The following is a 19856-nucleotide window of genomic DNA, read 5'->3' as shown; positions in this document are numbered from 1 at the left end:
GTGTCTACCTCCCAACGTGCCCGATCCGGGGTACCGCTGGATCACCGATCCATCCTCGCGACTCTGCCCGGTGTGCCCGCGTGGGGTGCCGTCGCGATCGCCGCAGGGCTGACTTTCCTCGGGTTCCTCATCGATGCCGCCCGCGGCACGGAGCTGACCGGCGCGTTCGCGTTCTTCTACATCCTCGGCTGCATCGCAGCCGTTGTGCTCGTTCGTTACCGCGGACTGTTCACCGCGATGGTGCAAGCCCCGCTGATCTTGTTCGTCGCCGTACCGCTGTCGTACCAGTACTTCACCGACAACGCGGGTACCAGCCTCAAGGACATCATTCTCAACGTCGCGATTCCGCTGGTCAATCGCTTCCCGTTGATGCTGCTCGGTACCCTCGTGGCCGTCGGACTCGGAGCACTGCGCATCGTGCTCAAGCGGCAGAACACCCATGCCCCTGCGGTTCGGCGAAGCTCGAAGTCCGAGAGTGCAGCACGCCGCACTCCGAAGCCCGGTGACGACAAGCCCACCCGTGCGCAGCGACGTGCACAGGAAGCGCGTCCCGAACGCAACCGCAGGCGGGCTACCCCATCGGCCGATCGCAGCGCCGTTTCCGCTACCGAGGCCACCGACATCGTGCCCGGGCCGTACGTCGGACGAAGAGGCACCGACTCTCGTTCCGATCCGGCCTCGCGCACGTCACGGGTCGCGGATCCGAGCGCGAGCGCACGCCGCTCGTCCGGGGCAGTACCACCGCCCCAGAACCGACACTCCGACACCGATTCACCTCGGCAGGATCACGCCAGGTCGGAGTACCAAAAACCCGACTACCAGCGCCCGCAATACCCGCAGTCTCAGCAGCCTCAGGCTCGGCAATCACCGCGGCCGCAATCGGGCGAGCCTCGTTACTCGACAGAGCATCGCCGCCAACGGTCGACTCCGGTGCAGCCTCCTCGTGAGGTCCCCGGTCCGTACGCCACCGGGTCCCGGCCCGTCGTAGCTCCCCAGAACACCTCATCGAGCCAGACCCCGTCGTCCACCGACACCGATCGGGCTCCCGGGAACCACTCGCTGCCTGGTGCCCATCGGGACGACATTCCGCCGCATCCGGTGCCGCAGGTTCGCTACCGCGACCGCCACACCGACTGAACGGGCCCCACGGGCGTCAGCGATCGGGTCGGAGCCCTTACAGAAGTGGGCGCCCGGGGGTCTTACCGAGCCGGACGAAGTTCGCGGGGAAGTGAGAACACCAGCGTCTCGTTGGCCGTGGTGACCGGCTGCACGTCTGCGTATCCGTACTCGGCGAACAGGTCGATGACGCCCTGCACCAGGATCTCCGGAACCGACGCGCCCGAGGTGATGCCGATGGTCTCGACCCCGTCGAGCCAGGCCAGGTCGATCTCCTTGGCGTAGTCGACGAGGTAGCTCGCCCGCGCACCGGCGTTCAGGGCAACCTCCACCAGACGCACCGAATTCGACGAGTTCTTCGAGCCGACGACGATCACCAGATCGCATTCCGGAGCCATCGCCTTCACCGCGACCTGACGGTTCTGGGTGGCGTAGCAGATGTCGTCGCTGGGTGGGTCCTGCAACGTCGGGAAACGCTCGCGCAGCTTGGCGACAGTCATCATCGTCTCGTCGACGCTCAGCGTGGTCTGCGACAACCAGATCACCTTGTTCTCGTCGCGGACGGTGACGTTGGCGACCGACTCGGGGCCGTCCACCAGCTGAATGTGCTCGGGAGCCTCGCCTGCCGTGCCCTCGACCTCCTCGTGACCCTCGTGACCGATCAGGAGAATGTCGTAGTCGTCGCGAGCGAACCGCTTCGCTTCCTGGTGCACCTTGGTCACCAGCGGGCAGGTGGCGTCGATGGTGCGCAGGTTCCGCTCCGCCGCGGAGGTGTGCACGGCAGGGGAAACGCCGTGTGCCGAAAACACGAGCAGCGAACCCTCCGGCACCTCGTCGGTTTCCTCGACGAACACCGCGCCGCGATCGGACAGCGTCTCGACCACGTGCTTGTTGTGGACGATCTCCTTGCGGACGTAGACCGGCGCACCGTGTTGTTCCAATGCTTTCTCGACGGTCTCGACCGCACGATCGACGCCTGCGCAGTAGCCACGCGGCTCCGCGAGCAGCACTCGCTTACCCCCGGCGTACGCGGACTTACCCGCGCCGGCTGACTGTGTGATACCAAGATTCAGAGGAACGGCCGAAGACATACCTCCAGGATACGTGTAGGTCGTAACCTCGCTGCGTCTCCAGCCTGTCGGCTACCCAAAGTTCACGACTTCGGGCAGTCTGGTGGGCATGACTCGAGTCCCCTTTGCAGCTCGCGTGGCCGCTGGCGTCGCAGTGACCGTGGTAGAAGAGGCTCGCAAGCTTCCCGGTTCCGCCCTTATGCTGCCGATGACGGTTGTCAGTGAAGCGCTGGCGCGCGGTATGCGTTTCCAGCAGCAGGTGACGGCGTTGGCCATCAAGGGCGATCTGATCATCGCGACCCTGCCGGTTGTCGGCACTCCGCGCGAGGAGCAGCCCGCGTGGGCCTCGTTCGACGAGGACGACGACGATGCTGTCGACACCCCTGTCATCACCGACGACGTCGATGTACCCGATGCGCCGGTGGCCGAGCCGGTCGCCGCCAACGGCCGCTTTGCGCTGTACTCGACGCCTCCGCTGGACGAGCCGGTCCAGGACACCTCGGCCAAGCGAGCTCCGTCCGTCGACAAGCCCGAGATCGTCGAGATGATCGACTTCGACACCCTCGCGCTGGCGCAGCTGCGCGCACGGTTGCGCACGCTCTCGGTCGAGGACCTCGAGGCTCTGCTCGACTACGAGAACGACACGCTCGCCCGCGCACCGTTCCAGACGATGCTGGCGAACCGAATCACCACCGCCAAGGCCAAGTGAGCACTCCCCCAACCCAGTCCGGTCCCACCCAGCCGGGTTCCACGCAGGCTGCCGCGAGTTCTGCCGAACAGCCATGGCCGGTGCGCACCGTCGCGATGAAGGTCGCCGGCTGGATCGACAAGCTCGGCAGCATCTGGGTCGAGGGGCAACTCACGCAGATCAACGCCAGACCCGGTACCCGCACTGCCTTTCTGACGCTGCGTGATCCGTCGGCCGACATGTCGCTGTCGGTGACGTGTTCGCCTCAACTGCTCGATCGTTCGCCTGTTCCGCTGACCGAGGGCGCACGCGTCATTCTGTACGGCAAGCTGTCGTTCTTCACCGGCCGCGGAACCATTTCGCTGCGCGCCACCGACATTCGCGCTGTGGGTGTGGGCGAGCTTCTCGCTCGCATCGAACGTCTCCGAGCACTGCTCGCCGCAGAGGGGTTGTTCGACCCACGGCTCAAGCGTCCGTTGCCGTTTCTGCCCGGCACCATCGGACTCATCACCGCCCGGGCCAGCGCAGCCGAGAAGGACGTCCTCACTGTCGCCCAGAGGCGTTGGCCCGCAGTTCGATTCGAGGTCCGCAACACCCCGGTTCAAGGGCCTCAGGCGGTGCCGGCGATTCTGGACGCGCTGAAGGACCTGAACGACGACCCCGGCGTCGACGTCATCATCCTGGCCCGCGGCGGCGGTAGCGTCGAGGATCTGCTGCCGTTCTCGGACGAGGCTCTGTGCCGCGCCATCTCTCGGGCCACCACACCGATCGTCAGCGCGATCGGTCACGAGCCCGACAGTCCGCTCAGCGACCACGTCGCAGACCTGCGCGCCGCAACCCCCACCGACGCCGCCAAACTCGTGGTTCCCGACGCCGTCGCCGAGCAAGCGCTGGTATCGGAGCTGAAGTCCAGAAGCGCTGCCGCTCTGCGCAACTGGGTCGAGCGCGAGGCACGTGGCCTCGATATGCTCCGGCACCGACCGGTACTGGCAGATCCGCTCGCCTCACTCGAGCAGCGACGCGAGGAAATTCGACGCTTGACCGATGCGGCACGACGCGACGTACAGCGCGAACTCACCACCCAGGACACGCTCGTCGAACATCTGCGGGCGCGGCTGGCGACGCTGGGACCGGCTGCCACACTTGCTCGGGGCTATGCCGTCGTGCAGAGGGTGGTGGCAGGCTCCGATCCCGAAGTGCTGCGTTCGGTAGAGGACGCGCCGCCGGGTACACAGATCAGAGTGCGGGTGGCCGACGGTGCCGTCACCGCCGCAGTGATGGGCCGAGTGAAATGACGCCGAGTGAAACGACAGAGGGAGATTCGATGAGCGAGAACGAAGACAAGCCGGTATCGGAACTGGGCTACGAGGAAGCCCGTGACGAACTGGTGGGCGTGGTGCGGATTCTCGAGCAGGGCGGGCTCGATCTCGATGCATCTCTGGCCCTGTGGGAACGCGGCGAGCAACTGGCCGCGCGCTGCGAGGAACAACTTGCAGGCGCCCGCAAGCGGATCGAGACCGCACTTGCGAGCACCGAGAAGGACGGCTAGGGAACGAGCGGTTCGGTGGCCTCGAGGGTCGCCGCGAGAGTGGTGAAATCCTCGGTGGTTGCGGTGCCGCCCAGCAGTATTCGGACGTCACCGAAATCGGAGACCCAGTAGTTTCGCGACCCTTCCTCGCCGTAGACCACCCAATCTCGACCGGATACGTTCTGCGCACCCGAGGCGTACGCCGTTTCACTGCCGGCCACGAACGGAACCAACTGTTCCTCGGTTGCGGAGGACTGAGTCAGTTGCAGGTAAGCGCCGGTACCGGTGATGTATCCGACAGTCGACACCGCTCCGCCGTTGTCGCCGGAGATGGTCGCGCGACTGCCCGAGTTGGGCGTCCAACCCTCGGGAACACTCGGATTACGCACCGGGAAGCCGATTTCCGATGCGTCGTATTGCAACGCGGTGTTCACGTCGAAGTTGGGGATTGGCCCCTGCTTGGGGCCACCGGGGCTGAGCGAGCATTGACTGGCCACGCCCGCGATCAGCAAACAGGCAATGACCAGCGGAATGAGCGACCACACCATGTCGCGGTTGTTGTTGAGAATCCGGGGTTTGCTGTTCGCCACTTCACCAGTATCCCCTCTGCGCGGCAGTGCTCGGTCGGCGCGTACCTCACAGTCGACCCGACCCCACCGCAGGCATCACAGAAGTGAGATAATCGCGCCTGGGTAACACCCCACCAACCAGGAGGCTACAAACCGATGACGGCCAGCACCGAGTCCACTCGCGCCATGGCGCCAGATCGCAACCTCGCACTCGAACTCGTACGCGTCACCGAGGCCGGTGCACTCGCATCGGGCCGCTGGGTAGGTCGCGGCGACAAGGAAGGTGGCGACGGAGCGGCAGTCGACGCCATGCGTCAGTTGGTCGCCTCGGTCTCGATGCGCGGCGTCGTCGTCATCGGTGAAGGCGAGAAGGACGAAGCGCCGATGCTCTACAACGGCGAAGAGGTCGGTAACGGCAACGGACCGGACGTCGACTTCGCCGTCGACCCCGTCGACGGAACGACGCTGATGGCCAAGGGCATGCCCAACGCCATCTCGGTCCTCGCCGTCGCCGAGCGTGGCGCGATGTTCGACCCGTCCGCCGTCTTCTACATGGAGAAGATCGCCGTCGGCCCCGACTACGCCGACGTCATCGACATCACCGTCCCCGTCGCCGAGAACATCGCTCGGATCGCCAAGATCAAGAAGGGATCTGCGTCGGACGTCACGGTGTGCATCCTCGATCGCCCGCGGCACGCCGAACTGATCCAGCAGGTGCGCGACGCCGGATCCCGCATCCGGTTGATCTCCGACGGTGACGTGGCCGGTGCGATCGCCGCCGCTCGTCCCGACTCGGGCACCGACATGCTCATCGGAATCGGCGGCACGCCCGAGGGCATCATCGCCGCCGCCGCGATGCGGTGCATGGACGGTGCCATCCTCGGGCGTCTGGCACCCACGGACGACGACGAGAAGCAGAAGGCCATCGATGCGGGCCACGACCTCGATCGCGTCCTCGACACCAAGGACCTCGTCTCGGGCGAGAACGTCTTCTTCACCGCCACCGGCGTCACCGACGGTGACCTGCTGCGCGGCGTTCGCTACGCAGGCGGCGGCGCGCACACCCAGTCCATCGTCATGCGCTCGAAGTCCGGCACCGTGCGCATGATCGACGCCTACCACCGCCTCGAGAAGCTGCGCGAATACTCCTCGGTCGACTTCGACGCCGACGAATCCGGCCAAGCACCGTCCTTCTGATCACCGAAACCACGACTGGCAAAGTAAGGCTCATGACGCAGACAGACGAACAGCAGTTCCGGATCGAACACGACACCATGGGAGAGGTTCGCGTTCCCATCGACGCGCTCTGGCGTGCCCAGACTCAGCGTGCGGTGGAGAACTTCCCCATCTCGGGACGTCCGCTCGAGCGCACCCAGATCCGCGCGATGGGCCTGCTCAAGGCAGCCTGCGCGCAGGTCAACAAGGACCTCGGTCTGCTCGACGGCGCATTGGCCGACGCGATCATCGCAGCGGCCACCGAGATCGCCGACGGCAAGCACGACGACCAGTTCCCGATCGACGTCTTCCAGACCGGCTCGGGCACCAGCTCCAACATGAACGCCAACGAGGTCATCGCGTCGATCGCCAAGGCGAACGGCGTCGAGGTGCACCCCAACGATCACGTGAACATGTCGCAGTCCTCCAACGACACGTTCCCGACGGCCACCCACGTCGCAGCGACCGAGGCAGCGGTCACCTCACTGGTGCCTGCGCTGAAGCACCTGCACGAGGCACTGGCCGCCAAGGCAGTCGAGTGGAAGACCGTCGTGAAGTCCGGCCGCACCCACCTCATGGATGCCGTTCCGGTTACCCTCGGCCAGGAATTCGGCGGCTACGCCCGTCAGATCGAGGCCGGCATCGAGCGCGTCGAGGCCACCCTGCCCCGACTGGGTGAGCTGCCCATCGGCGGTACCGCCGTCGGCACCGGCCTCAACGCACCCGACGGCTTCGGCCCGAAAGTTGTTGCGGAACTGGTCAAGTCGACCGGCATCGATGCGCTCACCGCGGCCAAGGATTCGTTCGAGGCACAGGCCGCGCGCGACGGACTCGTCGAAGCATCGGGCGCACTGCGCACCATCGCGGTGTCACTGACCAAGATCGCCAACGACATTCGCTGGATGGGATCGGGACCGCTCACCGGACTCGGCGAGCTGGCCCTCCCCGACCTGCAGCCCGGTAGCTCCATCATGCCCGGCAAGGTCAATCCCGTTCTGCCCGAGGCAGTTACGCAGGTCGCCGCACAGGTCATCGGTAACGATGCCGCAGTCGCTTTCGGTGGCGCATCGGGTGCATTCGAGCTCAACGTGTACATCCCGATGATGGCGCGCAACGTCCTCGAATCGTTCAAGCTGCTCGCCAACGTCTCGGTGCTCTTCGCCGACAAGTGCGTCGTCGGCTTGGTTGCGAACGTCGATCACCTCAAGACCCTCGCCGAGTCCTCGCCGTCCATCGTGACGCCACTGAACTCGGCAATCGGCTACGAGGAAGCGGCAGCGGTCGCCAAGCAGGCTCTGAAGGAGAAGAAGACGATCCGTCAGACGGTCATCGACCGCGGACTGATCGGCGACAAGCTCAGCGAGGCAGAACTCGACAAGCGCCTCGACGTCCTCGCCATGGCGAAGGTCAAGGACTAGCTTCCCCGCTCCCCCGCCGTACCCCTGAACGCGCCCGCCCCCGGTGGGATCAATGTGGGTTTCAGTCACTCAGACTGCAACAAAGTCGCATTGATCCCCACCGGGGGCGGGTTCGTTCGAAGCGGAGAACCTCAAGCCAGGTGTGTGAGTTCCTCGCGTGCCTTCAGCCCGTCCTCACCCAGATCGGTGCGATCGAAGATCTTCCAGCCGGCGAGCAGGGGCTTGAACACCTTCTCGCGTTCCTGATCGGCGTCGTAGATGCCGGCTTCGGCGAGTGCGACGGTGCTGTTACCGCGCTCGGGCAGGTCGACGACGGGGATCGAGAACCCGTTCACGCGGTCTGCGATTGCGCGTGCGGCCTGGTCCGGCACCACAGCGAATGCCTCGTCGAGGATGCTGGCGAAGAATGCCGACTGCAGTGCGTCGTCGTCGGCGATCTTGCCGAGAATGGTGGCAAGTACCGGATCCTTGCTGAGGGCAACCGTGTTGCGGTGACGCAGCGCGGCGGCAGCTTCCTCGATGGCGAAGTGAGCCAAGATATCGAGCAGATGATGGCTCGGCGCGTCGTAGCCGAGTGTCATGTGCTCCATCCGGACGCGCTCGAGTGCGACCGGATCGACGGCGCGGGTGAGTACCAGGAAGTTGCGGAGCACGATCGACTGCCGGTTCTCCTCCGACGTCCACCGGCCGGTCCACTTCCACCAGGCACCGAGGCCGGTGAGTGCATGGGCCAGTTCGCGGTGGTAGGCGGGCAGGTTGTCGGCCACCAGGACTGCGACCGTCGCGGCCAGGATTTCGACGTCGCTGAGGTGCGACTGGTCGGGTGTCCAGTCCTCGCCGCCGAGGAAGGCGAAATTCTTGCCCTCGTCGAACGGTGCCAGGTCATGGGGGTGCCACTCGCTCGCCACCTCGATGTGGCGTCGTAGATTCTCTTCGACCGCGGGCTCCAAACGGACCAGCAGATCACCGTCGGACAGGTTCGTAGACATGTGGTAACCGTAGCGCCTGCACTCCAGCGCCCGACGTCATGCCCCTGACCTCTGTGATTTCTCCTAACGCCAGGTCGTCGCAGGTCCAGTCTCGGAGCATCCAGCCATCGACGTGAGGGAACGGTGATACCTTCTCGTTCGAGCAGAGCGGGAGAACGCACCGGACGGAACCGTTCTTCAGGCGGCATACGAGGGGAACACGGTCACACTGGAGTTCTCCGACGGCGACGGATTGGGGCGATTCACCACGTGACCGACACACAGCAGGCAACCAAGATCGTGGAAGATCTGTTCGACGCATTGAGGCTTCGCGACACCGATCGCGCACTGTCCCTTCTCGACGACCGCGTCGTGTGGCACAACGTCGGGCTCCCCAAGGTGCGCGGCACCTCGAACGTCGGCAGGTTCATGGCGTTGCTGGCCAAGCCGACGTTCGGCTTCGACGTCACCATCCACAACATCGCGGCGCACGGAGATGTCGTGCTCACCGAGCGCACCGACGTCCTGATCTGGCGGCGGCTCCGAATCGAGTTCTGGGTGTGCGGAACCTTCGAGCTGCGCGACGACAAAGTGGCCGTGTGGCGAGACTACTTCGACACTGTCGATTTCCTGAAAGGTGTTGCACGAGGAACACTACGGGCTGCGTTGGGCCGGTGACCCAGGTGAGCGGAACTTCGTAGTGGGCTACGAGGCAAGAGTGGAGCCTGCGGAATGACCCGCAGGCTCCACGCTCACGTAGGGTCAGGCTCCTGAAGGCCCGAACTCTTCCAACATTTCCGTCACCAGTGCGGCGATCGGTGAACGCTCACTGCGGGTGAGCGTGATGTGCGCGAAAAGCGGGTGTCCCTTGAGCTTCTCGATCACGGCGGCGACGCCGTCGTGTCGCCCGACGCGCAGGTTGTCTCGCTGCGCGACGTCGTGGGTCAGTACGACGCGTGAGCCCGAACCGAGCCGGGACAGTACCGTCAGCAGAACGTTGCGTTCGAGGGACTGCGCCTCGTCGACGATCACGAAGGAATCGTGCAGCGATCGGCCGCGAATGTGCGTCAGTGGCAACACTTCCAGCATTCCGCGGGCGATGACCTCCTCCATGACCTCCGGGCTCGCCAGGCCTTCGAGCGTGTCGAAGACCGCCTGGCCCCACGGCCCCATCTTCTCGCTCTCGCTGCCGGGGAGATAGCCGAGCTCCTGGCCACCGACGGCGTAAAGAGGCCGGAACACAACGACTTTCCGATGCGAGCGACGTTCGAGGACGGCCTCCAGTCCGGCGGTCAGCGCCAGAGCGGACTTACCGGTGCCTGCCTTTCCACCGAGCGAGACGATGCCGATGCTCTCGTCGAGCAGAAGATCGAGTGCGACTCGCTGTTCTGCCGAACGGCCGTGCAGGCCGAATGCCTCACGCTCACCGCGCACGAGCTGAATCTGCTTGTCGGGAGTGACGCGGCCCAGCGCACTCTGCCGTCCGGCAAGCAGTCGAACTCCCGTGTGACACGGCAGGTCTCGCGCCTCCGCCAGGTCGATGACGCCGTCGTTGAACAGTGTGTCGACCGCGTCGGACGGCACGTCGAGCTCGGTCATGCCGGTCCAGCCGGACGGCACGACGTCGTGGGCGTGGTACTCGTCGGCGGGGAGTCCGACGGCTCCGGCCTTGACGCGCAGCGGGATGTCTTTGCTGACCAACACCACGTCCTTGCCCTCGGCTGCCAGATTCAGGGCGCACGCAAGGATTCTGGAGTCGTTGGAGTCGGTACGAAACCCGACGGGAAGTACCGAAGGATCGGTGTGATTGAGCTCGACTTGTAGTGTGCCACCGGATGTTCCGATGGGAACCGGCTGGTCGAGTCGGCCGAATTCGACTCGAAGGTCGTCGAGCATGCGCAAGGATTCCCGCGCGAACCATCCCAGTTCGTGATGGTGGCGTTTGCCCTCCAACTCGCTGATCACGATCAACGGAAGTACCACATTGTGCTCGGCGAACCGGATGACTGCCCAGGGATCCGACAGCAGGACCGAGGTATCGAGCACGAATGTCCGAAGAGGGGCGGAAACGGAGCGTGAAGTGGTCACGTGGGGCTCCTACGTCTGCGCGGTACCGCGCAAACTCTGTCGCTCGGCCGGTCGGGTCCGATGTGTCAGGTGACACGAGGACCGGGTACCGGCCCTCTCGCGCTCACTAGCTCAGTCACGTATCAGAACCTCCCGCACAGGTAGCTTCCCCGCTGCCTGTTAATGCCGACGGTACCGCCGAAACCCAGGTTCGGCTCGCTAAGTGTCTGGCGTGTCGGTGAACAACGCGTTACGTCGACGTCGCCCCAGGTCGGCCGCCGATCCGTACCGAAGCCGCCCTCCCAGGATGAATCAATGTGGCTTTGTTGCACTCAGATTGACTGAAAGCCACATTGATCCGACCGGGGTGGGTGTGAAAGGAGCGGTGCACACACGTCTGAGCGTTGCAATGGTCCATTAACGCGGACCGGAGTGGGCGGGCGGGGTGGGGTGGGCGGGCGAGAGCCAGGGTCAGCCCAGCAATCCCCAGTCTTCGAGGCCCTCGTACAGAGGCTTGCTCTTCGCGAGTTTCACGACGCGATCTTTCAGAGCGTCGGTGGCCTGACCGGTGGCGAGGGCGGTACCGATAATGTCGGCGACCTCGGTGAACTCGGCCTCGCCGAAGCCACGGGTGGCCAGAGCGCCGGTGCCGATGCGCAGGCCGGAGGTGACCATCGGCGGGCGCGGGTCGAAGGGCACGGCGTTGCGGTTGACGGTGATGCCGACCTCGTGCAGGAGGTCTTCGGCCTGCTGGCCGTCGAGCTCGGAATTGCGCAGGTCGACGAGTACCAGGTGGACGTCGGTGCCGCCGGTGAGGACCGAGACACCCTTGTCGGCGACGTCGGCTCCGCTGAGGCGCTCGGCGAGCAGCGAGGCACCGAGCAGAGTGCGCTCCTGACGCTCCTTGAACTCCGGCGTGGCCGCGATTTTGAAGGCGACGGCCTTGGCGGCGATCGCGTGCATCAGCGGGCCGCCCTGCTGTCCGGGGAACACTGCGGAGTTGAGCTTCTTGGCCCATTCCTTCTTGGCCAGGATAATGCCGGAGCGCGGTCCGCCGAGGGTCTTGTGCACCGTCGAGGAGACGACGTCGGCGTACGGCACGGGCGAGGGGTGTACCCCTGCTGCGACGAGTCCGGCGAAGTGCGCCATGTCGACCCAGAGCAGTGCGCCGACCTCGTCGGCGATGGACCGGAAGGCCGCAAAATCCTGATGGCGCGGGTAGGCGGACCAGCCTGCGATCAGCACCTGAGGCTTCGCGGCGATGGCCTGCTTGCGCACCTCGTCCATGTCGATGCGGTGATCTTCTTTGCTGACGCCGTAGGACTCGACCTCGTAGAGCTTGCCCGAGAAGTTGAGCTTCATGCCGTGCGTGAGGTGCCCGCCGTGAGCCAGGTCCAGGCCCATGATCTTGTCGCCCGGGTTGATCAGCGCCATCAGCACCGCGGCGTTGGCCTGCGCGCCGGCGTGCGGCTGCACGTTGGCGAACTCGGCACCGAAGAGTTCCTTGGCGCGATTGCGGGCGAGATCCTCGACGATGTCGACGTGCTCGCAACCGCCGTAGTAGCGGCGGCCCGGGTAGCCCTCGGCGTACTTGTTGGTCAGGACGCTGCCCTGGGCCTGAAGCACCGCACGAGGGACGAAGTTCTCCGACGCGATCATTTCCAGGGTGTCGCGCTGACGTCCCAGCTCACCGGCCATCGCTTCGGCGACCTCGGGATCGAGTTCGGCCAGTGACAGGTTGTTGACGTCAGTCATAACAGGAGTCTCCAAAGGACAGCAGAAAGGGGGCAGCACAGTACGGGACTGGGCCAGTTTACGAGACGCGTAGTGCGCCCGGTGTCAGTGGCTCGTCGAGGAGCCTGCCGAACAGTTGTGCACGCTCGCTGACGGTCGTGCCCTGGTCCAGCCAACCGGCCAACAGCTTGTAGCCCTCGACGTAGGTACTGATGTACGCCCGCCACAGCGGGGAGGAGAGAAAGCGCAGGCTGTGCCGGGCGCGCTGAGGCGATGCCAACGACCACCGCTCCAGGTAGGCGGCCACATCGTCCTCGCTCCTGTGCTGATCGTGCAGCAATAGCGCGGCGTCCTGGCGAACTCCCAACAGCTGACTCGACGCGGATGACAGGCGCTCGGCCTTCTCGCCGTCGAAGCGGAGTCCGAGGTCGGCGTAGATCTCCTGCGCCCACATGCCCCATCCTTCACCGACGATCGCGCCGAGAGCATGGTCGGCCAGCCCCTCGGCCATCAGACACTGCGGAGTGTTGACCACGAACAGCGTCTGCTCGAGCTGCCCTGCGCCGACGAGCCCGGTCTCCTTGCGGCAGTGCTCGGTGTGGTGGCCGGGGTACGACTCGTGCGCGATCAGGTGCGGCAGATTGGCCATCTGCTGCTCGATGTCTGAGTTGATCGCGACGGTGGACTGGAAGTTGCCGAGGTAGTAGTTGAAGCCGGACCAGGGCTTGTCTCCGACGACCTCGTAGGTGACTTTCTCGGTGTCGGGCAGCGTGTATTCGGCGCGCACACGGTCTCGCAGAGCGGACGAGAACGCCTCGACGCAGTCCTGCAGTCGGTCGGCCGGAATGATGTCGGCACGGCGATGCGCGATCAACCGTTCGCTCAGCGAGCCGGGACCGGCGAGAACCTCGTCCATCTTGCGGTGAGCCTGTAGGTACTGGTCCTGATCGCCGGGGGCGATGCGGACGTCGAAGTAGGCGTCCACCTCGTCGACGAACCCGATGTCCTCGCCGGCGAACTTTCGCGCCGAACACTCGAGGGCACGCAGGTGGACGTCGAGGAACGTCGTGCGCTCGGGTGTCAGATCGACGTTGCCGAGCTCTGCGCGCAGCGTCTGCGCTCGACGGACGAGCTCGCGAGGCTCCGGCGCGGGGGCGTTCTCGGTGATTCTGCGCAACTCCGGATCGCCCGTGTATGCGTCGACGAAGCCGTCTTCGAGGCGGTCGAAACTGAGGCCGAGCAGCAGGTATTCGCGTACCAGGGAAGCAGCATCCATACCCGAACCCTAGTACGGCGAACGACCCCGCCCGTGCGCGATCCACCGGCACCGAGCACAATCGGAAACCATGCGACTCGCGCTCCACGGGAGCTCAGCCGGACCCTCAGCATCTCCGATGTGGCAAGAGTGGAGCCTGCGGAACGACTGTGGTTGGAGCCGTGCGTGAGCGAGTCCAGCCCGTACGTCGAGTTCGACCGTGTGCAGTGGCGCACGCTGCGCCAATCCACGCCCTTGGTGCTCACCGAGGAAGAACTGATCGGGCTGCGCGGTCTCGGTGAACAGATCGACCTCGACGAGGTGGCCGAGGTCTACTTGCCCCTGGCGCGTTTGATCCACCTCCAGGTCGCAGCCCGGCAGCGGCTTTTCGCCGCGACTGCAACGTTCCTCGGCGAGAAGCATCCCGATCGTCAGGTCCCCTTCGTCATCGGTGTCGCGGGCAGCGTCGCCGTCGGCAAGTCGACGACAGCCCGTGTGCTGCAGGCACTCCTGGCCCGATGGGACCATCATCCGCGGGTCGACCTGGTCACCACCGACGGATTTCTGTATCCGACGGCCGAGCTCATGCGTCGAGGAATCCTGCACCGCAAGGGTTTTCCCGAGAGCTACGACCGGCGCAAGCTGCTCAGGTTCGTCACCGAAGTCAAGTCCGGGACCGAAGAGGTGGGCGCGCCGGTCTATTCACACGTCTCGTACGACATCGTCAAGGGCCAGTACCACATGGTCCGGCAGCCCGACATTCTGATCGTGGAGGGACTCAACGTATTACAGACCGGGCCGCGGTTGATGGTCTCGGATCTGTTCGACTTCTCCATCTACGTCGACGCTCGAATCGAGGACATCGAGAGCTGGTACGTCAAGCGTTTTCTCGCGTTGCGCAAGACGTCGTTCACCGATCCGTCCTCGCATTTCCACCATTACGCCGGTCTGTCCGACGACCACGCTCAGATCGCCGCCGAGGATCTGTGGCATTCGATCAACCTGCCGAATCTGGTGGAGAACATCCTGCCGACGCGACCGCGCGCGACCATGGTGTTGCGCAAAGACAACGACCACGCGATCAACCGGCTGCGCCTGCGGAAGTTGTAGACCATAATCCAGCAATGACGCTGGAAAAGCGCACGATCGGCGAGGTTCCGCTGATCGGTCGAGACGACGAGTCGGCGCGAATTCTGCATGCCGCCCGCACGTACGGCGGAATGGCGGTCAAAGCCGCGCCCGGAGTCGGCCGCACCCGACTACTGACCGAGGCGGTGCGGTCGCTGGTGCGTCTCGGCTGGCATCCGCACCGAGTGGTGACGGTGATGCCGACCGGCACCGGATTCGTCCCCGTCGAATCCGACCGGGCGCTGGCGGCCGCTCTTGCCGAGTCGCACAGCGGCCGACGCACGGTGGTGGTCATCGACGACGCCCAGTGGTTGGCCGATTCGACCATCGAACTCCTGGCCCGCCGCATCGGCTCGAAGGATCTGTTCATTCTGCTCAGTGTCAGTGCCGGCCGACGTCGCACCCCGGTGCTCGACGGCCTGTGGAAGGACGGCCTGGTCGACCGCATCGATCTGGAGCCGCTCACCCCCGAGCAGAGCCGATCCCTGATGGAGTCCATGCTTCGTCGGGATGACGAGATAGTGGACAGTGCGGCACTTTTCGCCGTCACCGCATTGTCCGCGGGAAATCTGGTCGTGCTGCGCGATCTGGTGACGACCGCGGTCGAGCGGCAGGCGCTGACCGTCTCGTCGCGTGTATGGCGACTCACCTCTCCCCTGCCCGTCTCCGCCGGTCTGGCCGATGTGGTGCGCGATCATCTGGCCGAGGTGGTCGCACTCGCCGACTATGCACCCGCAACAGAGATCGCCGATGCGCTCGACATCGTCGCCCTGGCCGGTTCCCTGGCGTTCGGAGCCGCTGCCGCGGTGATCGATCCGCGTCTGATCGAGGAACTCGAATCGGCCGGCGTGCTCACCGTCCGCACCGAGCAGAACGTCGACCGGGTGACGTTCGCGACGCCGATCACCGCGCAGGTACGTACCGAGGACATGGCCACGCTGCGCAGACGACGTCTGAGCCTGACGGTAGCCGACGCTCTCGACGCCTCCACCGACGGCCTCGGCCCCCGCGAGCGCGTCATCGCCGCACTACTGCGCATCCGTGCCGGCGTCGCGCTCGATGCGCAGACGGCCGTGGAGGCGGCCCGGTTGTCGTGGCGTTTCGTTCCTCCCGAGACGACGCTCGAGCTGGCCTCGGCTGCTGCCGCGGCCGGCGGCGGGTTCGATGCTCAGCTGATTCTTGCGACGGCGGAGAGCCAGCTCGGTCTGACCGCATCCGCTCAGCATCGACTCGACGAGCTACTACGCGGGTCCGACAACGACATCCGCCGCGCGACGGCGGTGCGCGCGTGTACCGACAACATGGTGCTGAGGCTGGCGGATCCGACGCGGGCGCTGGCCCTGAACTCGAGTACCGAGCTCGCCATCGTCGACCCCGGTATTCGAACGCAACTACGCGCGCAGCGTGGCCTGATGATGCATGCGATCGGCGACACTGCCGGCGCACTGGCGCTGCTCGAGCCGCTGATGGACGATCTGGAGGGTGCGACGCTGATCTCGGCCAGTTTCGCCGTTGCCGCCGGTGCCACCGTCGTCGGCCGGTTGTCGGCCGCGTTCTCCGCGCTCGCCCGCGTGCAGCCCGGGCCCGACAACCCAGCGGCAACGGTCCTGGATCTGACGCGATGCTTCACGATCGCCTGTGCCGGCAACTTCGAAGAGGCATCAGCACTCGCTCGGTACCGGTACGACGAAGCGGTCGAACAGTTCTCGCCGTTGCAGCAGGCGTGGTTCGGGTGGGCCCGCGGAGGTGTGTTGCTCTCGCAGGGCCACGCGACCGACGCGATCCGCTGGTGCTCGGAGGCCTTCACACTCGCGGGCACGCTCGGACAGCGGTCGATGGAGCCGATGGTGGCGTGCGATCTGGTCCGCGCGCTCGCACTCGCCGGACGCGCGGCGGAGGCATCTGCTGTCATCGAGGCCGCTGACCTCGACAACCCGGCCTCGCCTGCATTGTTCGGAGCTCGCGGGACACGGCTCGCGGCACTGGGCTGGGCTGCGGCGGCCCGCGGAGACGTCGACCGGGCGCGTGAGCTGCTCATCGCCTCGGCCGAGGCGCACGCCATCATTGACCATCATCTGCCCGCTCTGTTCTCCTACGTCGACGCCGCCCGCTGTGGTGCGGCGGCCGCGGTGCTGGCCCCCGTCCACTCCCTGGCGAATTTGATCGAGGGCGACCTGGTCCGCACCGAGGTACGCATGGTCGAGGTTCTCGCCACAGCGCTCGAGTCTGACAGTTCGGACGGTTCGGTATCGGAGCAGGTGGTGGCCGAACAGGCGGTGTCCGTGGCTGCGAGCGCCGAGAAACACGGCCTGGACCTGCACGCCGCAGAGATGTACTTCCACGCACGAAACCTTCTGTTGCGCAGCAACCCTCGCGCAGCCGCAACCGCAGGAAGGCAGGGCCACGTGCTCACCGAGCGGTGTGGACATCCCAGCACCCCGCTCCTGCGCGGAACACGAGACGCAGCTCTGACCACCCGCGAACGTCAGATCGCGACCCTTGCCGCATCCGGCCTGTCGAACCGCGATATCGCCGACGCCGTCGTGCTGTCGATCCGCACCGTCGAGACCCACCTCAATCGCATCTTCGGCAAGCTGGGCATCAGCACCCGCGCCGAGCTCACATCGCTACGAGGCTCACTGCTCGATTGACCGAACCGCCGGTGTAGAGAGAGGCCTCGATGTCGAGCAGGTAGCGCGACGGTGCCACCCCGAGTTCGGCCCGCAGAATCGCCTCGGCTCGCCGAAAGGCAACGACCGCCTCGGCCGTCCGGTGCGACCGATCGAGGGCGATCATCAGCTGGCCCCACAGGTGTTCGCGCAACGGCGAGACCCGTAGTGCGCGCTCGATATCGGCGATCACCGTCTCGTGTCGACCGAGGTGTAGGCGGGCCTCGAATGCCGATTCCAGCACCACGGCGCGCACCTCGTCCAGATGCACCCGCTCATCGACAGCGAAGCCCAGATCACCGAACTCGACGAAAGCGGGACCTCTCCACAACGCCAGCGCACGACCGAACTGCCCGTCTGCCTCGGCGAACCTGCCGCGGCCGAAAGCGTCACGACCGCGGGCGGCGAGCATCTCGAACTCGCGCAGATCGAGTCGGTCTACACCCAGGTCCAACCGGTAACCCCAGGACGTCGTGACGAGCCGGGCACCGTCGTCCGCACCGAGGACTCGCCGCAGATTCGCCACGTAGGCACGCAGCGACGTCAGCGCCTTGGCCGGCGGACGACGCTCCCAGACGAGATCGATCAACCGGTCGAATTCGACGACGGTCCCCGCTTCCACGAGCAGCACCGCCAGCACGGCCCGCTGCTTGAGTCCACCGAGCGCTTTCACGCCGATCCCGTCGCGCACCACCATGGGTCCGAGCACGTTGTAGTCCACGATCGGAAATTTTCCGAGCCTCGCGCCGATCGCGCCACAGATTACGTAGCAATACAGCGATAAGTACGTAGTGCGTCGACCCAGGTCGTGAGTGGAAGTTCGTAGCAGGCTACGAGGTCCTGTGCACGTCAGATACCGAAGCGTCGGTGTCTGGCGGCGAAGTCTCGCAGGGCGCGCAGGAAGTCGACGCGACGGAATTCGGGCCAGTAGGCCTCGGTGAACCAGATTTCCGAATACGCGCTCTGCCACAGCAGAAATCCGGAGAGACGCTGTTCGCCCGAGGTACGGATGACGAGATCGGGATCGGGCTGGCCGGAGGTGTAGAGGTGGCTGTCGATGCCGTCGACATTGATGGAGGAGATCAGCTCGTCTCCGGTGACACCCTCGGCGATTTTCTCGCTGACCAGGGATTGCACTGCATCGGCAATTTCCTGCCGACCGCCGTATCCGACCGCGACGTTGACGTGCGTTCCGGTCCGCCCCTCGGTGAGAGCGGCCGCCTCCTTGAGCCGACGGGAGGTCGATGCAGGCAGCAGATCGAGGGTGCCGACGAGTTTGACGCCCCAGTTCATCTCGGGTCCGCAGATCTCCTCGACGACGTCGGTGATGATATCGAGCAACGAATCGAGTTCGTCGGCTTCCCGTCGCAGGTTCTCGGTCGAGAGCAGATAGATGGTGGCCATCTCGATACCGGCGGCATCGCACCAGCCGAGCATCTCGGCGATCTTCAGTGCCCCCATGCGATGGCCGTGTGCGACATCGGTGAACCCGTTCTCGCGCGCCCAACGCCGATTGCCGTCGCACATCACCGCCACGTGTCGCGGATGCTGCACGCCCTCGAGCTGGCTCAGCAGCCGCCGCTCGTAGACGTTGTAGAGAACGCCGCGCACCTTCTGCGGAATGATCACCACTGCTTCGTCACCACTGCTCCCATCACCACGAAGGATCACCTTACGCCGACACCCGTGAACCGGCCGCCGGTACAGTAGCGTCTGAACCTACGGTGGCGTAGCTTTCGACAGCGGTACGGAAAGGTCATCGAGATGACGATGTTCGGGCTGGACGAGATACCCGTCAAACCTCGCATGCGCGGTTGGATTCACCTGTACGCGTTCTGCGTGGCGGTGGTCTGTGCGATCACACTCGTCACGCTGGCCTTCAGCATGGTCTCGGTCAGCGCGGGGCTGGCGACGGGCGTGTATGCCATCACCGTCTGTGGAGTTTTCGGGGTCAGTGCCACGTACCACCGCGTCCCGTGGAAAACCACGGCGTCGCAGATCTGGATGAAGCGCGCCGATCATTCGATGATCTTCCTGTTCATCGCCGGCAGCTACACCCCGTTCGCCGTGCTGGGCCTGCCCGCCTCGACCGGACGCACACTGCTGATCATCGTGTGGCTCGGGGCCTTCGCCGGAGTGGCTCTGAAGATGTTGTGGCCCACCGCTCCCCGCTGGGTCGGCGTACCGCTGTATCTGGTCCTCGGCTGGGCGATCGTACCGGTCGCCCCCACACTGATCGACCATGTCGGCTACGCGCCGTTCTTGTTGCTGCTGGTGGGCGGGGTGTTCTACAGCGTGGGAGCCGTGCTGTACGCCACCAAGTGGCCGAACCCATGGCCTACGACCTTCGGCCATCACGAATTCTTCCATGCCGCAACGGTATTGGCGGCAACCTGCCACCTGGTTGCCGTATGGCTCGTCTTGTTCTGAG

At 65.4% G+C, this 19856-nt stretch carries 18 protein-coding genes; 10 read left to right on the top strand and 8 right to left on the bottom strand.

The window, feature by feature from the left end; translation table 11 throughout:
• Positions 1 to 1137: a DUF6542 domain-containing protein gene (locus O4220_RS19485; protein WP_269607125.1), complete on the top strand. Its 1137-nt coding sequence runs from the start codon at positions 1 to 3 to the stop codon at positions 1135 to 1137.
• A 62-nt stretch (positions 1138 to 1199) separates the two neighbouring features.
• On the opposite strand, the gene O4220_RS19480 is transcribed toward O4220_RS19485, so the two are convergent.
• Positions 1200 to 2207 carry a 4-hydroxy-3-methylbut-2-enyl diphosphate reductase gene (locus O4220_RS19480; RefSeq protein ID WP_269607124.1) on the bottom strand — a complete coding sequence of 336 codons (1008 nt, stop codon included), beginning with the start codon at positions 2205 to 2207 and terminating at the stop codon, positions 1200 to 1202.
• A gap of 88 nt (positions 2208 to 2295) precedes the next feature.
• Between O4220_RS19480 and O4220_RS19475 the strand changes: the two genes are divergently transcribed.
• From O4220_RS19475 to O4220_RS19465, 3 genes are all read left to right on the top strand, one after another.
• Positions 2296 to 2895: a lipid droplet-associated protein gene (locus O4220_RS19475; protein ID WP_269607123.1), complete on the top strand. Its 600-nt coding sequence runs from the start codon at positions 2296 to 2298 to the stop codon at positions 2893 to 2895.
• A 95-nt stretch (positions 2896 to 2990) separates the two neighbouring features.
• Positions 2991 to 4169: an exodeoxyribonuclease VII large subunit gene (gene xseA / locus O4220_RS19470; protein WP_420030438.1), complete on the top strand. Its 1179-nt coding sequence runs from the start codon at positions 2991 to 2993 to the stop codon at positions 4167 to 4169.
• Between the two features lie 29 nt (positions 4170 to 4198).
• Positions 4199 to 4423, top strand: coding sequence for an exodeoxyribonuclease VII small subunit (locus O4220_RS19465; RefSeq protein ID WP_269607121.1), 225 nt, complete (start codon positions 4199 to 4201; stop codon positions 4421 to 4423).
• Here O4220_RS19465 and O4220_RS19460 read toward each other — a convergent pair.
• Positions 4420 to 4992, bottom strand: a complete 573-nt coding sequence (locus O4220_RS19460) for a DUF4245 domain-containing protein (RefSeq protein WP_269607120.1) — start codon at positions 4990 to 4992, stop codon at positions 4420 to 4422. The two genes, O4220_RS19465 and O4220_RS19460, sit on opposite strands and share 4 nt — an antisense overlap.
• 135 nt (positions 4993 to 5127) lie before the next feature.
• Here O4220_RS19460 and glpX point away from each other — a divergent pair, with 135 nt between their 5' ends.
• A complete protein-coding gene (gene glpX, locus O4220_RS19455) occupies positions 5128 to 6168 on the top strand; it encodes a class II fructose-bisphosphatase (protein ID WP_032402963.1) in 1041 nt (346 codons plus the stop codon).
• Between the two features lie 32 nt (positions 6169 to 6200).
• On the top strand, positions 6201 to 7604 hold the full coding sequence (locus tag O4220_RS19450) for a class II fumarate hydratase (protein WP_032402962.1): 1404 nt from the start codon (positions 6201 to 6203) through the stop codon (positions 7602 to 7604).
• Between the two features lie 131 nt (positions 7605 to 7735).
• Here the strand turns inward: O4220_RS19450 and O4220_RS19445 are convergent, their stop codons facing one another.
• Positions 7736 to 8593 (bottom strand): acyl-ACP desaturase, encoded by an 858-nt coding sequence (locus O4220_RS19445; protein WP_269607119.1) that lies wholly within the window; start codon positions 8591 to 8593, stop codon positions 7736 to 7738.
• A gap of 249 nt (positions 8594 to 8842) precedes the next feature.
• On the opposite strand from O4220_RS19445, the gene O4220_RS19440 reads away from it, so the two are divergent.
• A complete protein-coding gene (locus O4220_RS19440; protein WP_269607118.1) occupies positions 8843 to 9250 on the top strand; it encodes a limonene-1,2-epoxide hydrolase family protein in 408 nt (135 codons plus the stop codon).
• A gap of 84 nt (positions 9251 to 9334) precedes the next feature.
• On the opposite strand, the gene O4220_RS19435 is transcribed toward O4220_RS19440, so the two are convergent.
• From O4220_RS19435 to O4220_RS19425, 3 genes are all read right to left on the bottom strand, one after another.
• Positions 9335 to 10660: a PhoH family protein gene (locus O4220_RS19435; RefSeq protein WP_170945933.1), complete on the bottom strand. Its 1326-nt coding sequence runs from the start codon at positions 10658 to 10660 to the stop codon at positions 9335 to 9337.
• Between the two features lie 450 nt (positions 10661 to 11110).
• Positions 11111 to 12394 (bottom strand): serine hydroxymethyltransferase, encoded by a 1284-nt coding sequence (gene glyA / locus O4220_RS19430; RefSeq protein ID WP_269607117.1) that lies wholly within the window; start codon positions 12392 to 12394, stop codon positions 11111 to 11113.
• Positions 12395 to 12452: 58 nt separating this feature from the next.
• On the bottom strand, positions 12453 to 13649 hold the full coding sequence (locus O4220_RS19425) for a DUF885 domain-containing protein (RefSeq protein ID WP_269607116.1): 1197 nt from the start codon (positions 13647 to 13649) through the stop codon (positions 12453 to 12455).
• 153 nt (positions 13650 to 13802) lie between these two features.
• Here O4220_RS19425 and coaA point away from each other — a divergent pair, with 153 nt between their 5' ends.
• Positions 13803 to 14738, top strand: coding sequence for a type I pantothenate kinase (coaA, locus tag O4220_RS19420; RefSeq protein WP_176457345.1), 936 nt, complete (start codon positions 13803 to 13805; stop codon positions 14736 to 14738).
• A gap of 14 nt (positions 14739 to 14752) precedes the next feature.
• Positions 14753 to 17407, top strand: coding sequence for a helix-turn-helix transcriptional regulator (locus O4220_RS19415; RefSeq protein WP_269607115.1), 2655 nt, complete (start codon positions 14753 to 14755; stop codon positions 17405 to 17407).
• On the opposite strand, the gene O4220_RS19410 is transcribed toward O4220_RS19415, so the two are convergent.
• Together O4220_RS19410 and O4220_RS19405 are read right to left on the bottom strand one after the other, a co-directional pair.
• A complete protein-coding gene (locus O4220_RS19410) occupies positions 17376 to 18146 on the bottom strand; it encodes an AfsR/SARP family transcriptional regulator (protein ID WP_269607114.1) in 771 nt (256 codons plus the stop codon). The genes O4220_RS19415 and O4220_RS19410 overlap by 32 nt on opposite strands.
• 128 nt (positions 18147 to 18274) lie before the next feature.
• Positions 18275 to 19057, bottom strand: a complete 783-nt coding sequence (locus O4220_RS19405; RefSeq protein ID WP_057475303.1) for an isoprenyl transferase — start codon at positions 19055 to 19057, stop codon at positions 18275 to 18277.
• A gap of 132 nt (positions 19058 to 19189) precedes the next feature.
• Here O4220_RS19405 and trhA point away from each other — a divergent pair, with 132 nt between their 5' ends.
• The gene (trhA, locus tag O4220_RS19400; protein WP_269607112.1) at positions 19190 to 19855 is read left to right on the top strand and encodes a PAQR family membrane homeostasis protein TrhA; all 666 of its coding nucleotides are present in this window, start codon (positions 19190 to 19192) and stop codon (positions 19853 to 19855) included.
• Position 19856: the final 1 nt, after the last annotated feature.

The organism is Rhodococcus ruber (genome assembly GCF_027270735.1).
Classification (GTDB): Bacteria; Actinomycetota; Actinomycetes; order Mycobacteriales; family Mycobacteriaceae; genus Rhodococcoides; species Rhodococcoides rubrum_A.
The sequence above is the reverse complement of the archived record's forward strand: the minus strand, read 5'-3'. Positions and strand labels throughout refer to the sequence as shown.